This is a genomic window from Mycobacterium colombiense (assembly GCF_003284975.1).
GTDB lineage: Bacteria > Actinomycetota > Actinomycetes > Mycobacteriales > Mycobacteriaceae > Mycobacterium > Mycobacterium europaeum_A.
The window spans coordinates 1-3302 of the sequence record NZ_QMEU01000201.1 but is presented as its reverse complement, the minus strand read 5'-3'; the positions used below and the strand labels follow the sequence as shown (position 1 = coordinate 3302).

Below are 3302 nucleotides of genomic sequence, written 5' to 3'. Positions count from 1 at the left end.
AGGAACGCGGCGCCGTGCGCGCCCACGTCGACGCGCTGGCCGCCCGGGCCGGCGCGCGCGCACCGTTCGCCCACCTCACGATGGAGCCCACCCGCGCCGGCCCGGGCGCACCGATCCAATTCGTGGTGCGCGCCCGCGTCTGGCCCGGCGGCGATCCGCGGCTGCTGGGCGAATGCCATCCGCACGGACCGCCGGTGGACTGGCTCAGATCCGTCGGCTAGCGGCGGCTCAGCCCAGTATTTCGGCGATCGGCACGGCCGCGGCGATCTTGGCGCGGACCTTCATGACCTTTCCGGGCATCCCGCCGCCGACCACCCCGACCAGGGCCCCGTCGCGTTCGTAGTAGGCCAGGAACTTACGGCCGTCGTCCTCGACGAGGTGGACGATGTCGCCGGCCTCCGGCTCGCCCAGGCACTGGATTTTCACGTCGTACTGGTCGCTCCAGAAGTACGGGACGACCACCACCGGCGGCGCATCCTGTCCCAGCATCGCGGGCACGACGGCCCGGGCCTGATCGGCGACGTTGCTCCAATGCTCAACGCGCCCTTGGTGTCCCGTCGCGTCGCGCCACGATGCGACGTCGCCGAGCGCCCACACATTCGGCGCGCTGGTGCGACCGGCCTCATCGCAGACGACGCCTCTATCGACACTGTCGACCTGTACGCCGCTGCCCTCGAGCCAATCGGTCGCCGGGCGTGACCCGATGCCGACCACCACGATGTCGGCCGGCAGCTCGGTGCCGTCGCTGAGCACCACCGACTCGACACGGGGGTCACCACGCACCTCGGCGACCCCGACGCCGAGGCGAACGTCGACACCTTCGGCGCGGTGCAGCCGGGCCACCAGCTCGCCGATCTGCTCGCCGAGGACCGCGGCCAGCGGGGTCGGCTGCGGTTCCACCAGCACCACGTCCACGCCCAGGCTGCGCAGGCTGGCCGCCACCTCGCAGCCGATGAACCCGGCGCCGATGACGACGGCACGCTGCGCGGCCGACGCGTGCTCGCGCAGCGCCAGGCTTTCGTCGAAGGACCGCAGCACGCGGATGCCCTCGAGGTCCGGGATCGCCGGAATGCGCCGGGGCACCAGGCCCGTCGCGATGACGAGTTCGTCGTAGCGAAGCGACGTTCCGTCGGCGAGAGTCACCGTCTGCGCCGCGGTGTCCAGACCCGTCGCGGCCGAGCCCAGTCGCAGGGTGATGTCGTTCTCGTCGTACCACTCACGCGGCTTGAGCTCGGTGGCGTCGACCTCTTTGCGCAGCACCTCTTTGGACAACGGCGGGCGGTCGTAGGGCAGGTGCACCTCGTCGCTGACGATCGTGATGGGCCCGGAGTACTCCGAGCGCCGCAGCTGCTCGGCGGTGCGGGCGGCGGCCAATCCGCCGCCGACGATCACGATTCCATTGGTGGCGCTTTCGTCACTACTCACGTGGAGTTCTTAGCACGCTGGCCGCTCAGTACTTTAGGGCACCCTTATCCACCGGGATCTGGGTGCCGGTGAGGGTGCCCGAGCCGTCGCCGGCAAGCCAGGCCACCACGTCGGCCACTTCGTCGGCCGTCATGAAGCCGTTGGGCTGCACCGGCATTGGCGGGAAGCTGTGCACGAAGCTGGGATGTTTGGCGAAAATCTCCATCATCGCTTCGGGTTCGATCATCGGGGTGTCCACGGAGTACGGGTGGATGGAGTTGACCCGGATGCCGAATTCGCCGAGCTCGATGGCCAGGGTGTTGGTCAGCGCGGTGAGCCCGTGCTTGCTGGCCGAATAGTGGCCGTTGCCCGGGGTGGCCTTGATCCCCGCCGACGAGCTGACCACCACGATGGAGCCGCCGTTGCCGGCCTCGATCATGGCGGGAACGGTGGCGCGCAGCGTGCGCCACGTGCCGGTCAGGTTGACGCCGATGACCGTGTCCCACTGCTCGTCGGTGAGCTCCCACACGCGGCCCCAGCTCAGCACCCCGGCGTTGGCCACCACGATGTCGAGCCGGCCGAACTGCTCGATGCCGTCGGCCACCAGGTCCCGCAGCGCGGCGTCGTCCCGGACATCGACCTCGCGGGTGAGGATCTTGCGTCCCTCGTTCTCCACCAGGCGGGCCGTCTCGTCGAGGTCTTCGCGGGTGGCCGGCGTGTACGTCACGCTGGCGGACGCCGGAGCGCAGATGTCCAGGGCGATGATGTCGGCGCCCTCGCGGGCCAGCCGCACCGCGTGCGAGCGCCCCTGCCCGCGGGCGGCCCCGGTGATGAATGCGACCCGCCCCTGCAGTGATCCGCCCTGTCCAGCCACGCGTAATCCCTTCGACCGCCGATAGACCAAGCCAGGCTAGCAGCGCAACTGAAACGTGTTCTAATTCACCCGGCCGTGCCGGGCGGGGGCTCCTAGATTTCGGAGATGATCGCGGCGCGACGGCTGGTGTATTCGGCGTCGGTCAGAGCCCCACTGGCGTGCAGATCCTTGAGCTCTTGCAGCCGCGCGGCGATCGTCGGCTCGGCAGGGGTGACGACGGCTGCCGCCGCGGGCGGCGCCGGTTGGGCGGCCGGCGCCTGTTGCTGCACCGCGCGGCGCACCACCGCCTGGATCTGGGCGCGCAACGCCGGGTTGGACCGGATGTCGACCATCCGGTTGTGCGGAATGTTGTTCGCCTTGAGGATCTGCAGGATCTCCATCAGCGGGCCGGCCTGCCCGCTCAGGTCGTAGGTCTGGTTGTCTTCGGCGACCGTGAACTGCGCGGGCACCAGGCCGTTGACCAAAGCGCTTCGGTCCCAGTCGATCCGGTATTCGCTGGTGGTGGGATTCACCAGGACCACCACCTTGCGGGCGTTGAGGTTGCCGAGCCGGGTCACGCTGGCGATCACCCGGTCCTCGCTGTCGAACGGCACCAGCCCGGGTCCGGCGATGTGCAAGTGCACCTTGACTACTTGCTGGTTGTTGACCCACGTCCCCGTCTCGGTGATCCCGGTGATCTGGGCGAGCGCCAGCACCCCGTTCTGCTCGAGCGCGGCGGCCTTGGCCGACGACTTGGCGCTAAAGTTCGCCAACGCGAGCGCGACCAACACGTCGGCCACGGTGATGAGCAGGCCGACGTAGAACATCCACTGCAGCAGGTTGTCGAGCCCGAGGGTGAAGTACACGACCAAGAAGATCGGCCCGACCAGTCCACCGCACAGCAAAACTATCAACTGTGCCTTCAGGTAGCGCGCTAACACCGGCCCCTCCTCCGCTTACTGGGAAATCCGTGTCAGATTAGCGCTGCCGGTGCCACGGCGACGGCGATACGCGCAAACCGCGTCGGATGCCTACACCGGTTCGG

Annotated in this window: 4 protein-coding genes; 1 reads left to right on the top strand and 3 read right to left on the bottom strand. The window is 69.0% G+C overall.

Features of this window, described 5'->3' with window-relative positions:
• On the top strand, positions 1-221 hold a 221-nt coding region (locus tag DQP58_RS26280), incomplete at its 5' end, for a DUF2332 family protein (protein WP_114149378.1).
• Between the two features lie 7 nt (positions 222-228).
• Here the strand turns inward: DQP58_RS26280 and DQP58_RS26275 are convergent.
• The 3 genes from DQP58_RS26275 to DQP58_RS26265 form a co-directional block, all read right to left on the bottom strand.
• Positions 229-1425: an NAD(P)/FAD-dependent oxidoreductase gene (locus DQP58_RS26275; protein WP_112710955.1), complete on the bottom strand. Its 1197-nt coding sequence runs from the start codon at positions 1423-1425 to the stop codon at positions 229-231.
• Between the two features lie 25 nt (positions 1426-1450).
• A complete protein-coding gene (locus tag DQP58_RS26270) occupies positions 1451-2278 on the bottom strand; it encodes a mycofactocin-coupled SDR family oxidoreductase (RefSeq protein WP_112710954.1) in 828 nt (275 codons plus the stop codon).
• Positions 2279-2370: 92 nt separating this feature from the next.
• A complete protein-coding gene (locus DQP58_RS26265) occupies positions 2371-3198 on the bottom strand; it encodes an SHOCT domain-containing protein (RefSeq protein ID WP_112710953.1) in 828 nt (275 codons plus the stop codon).
• Between the last annotated feature and the right edge of the window lie 104 nt (positions 3199-3302).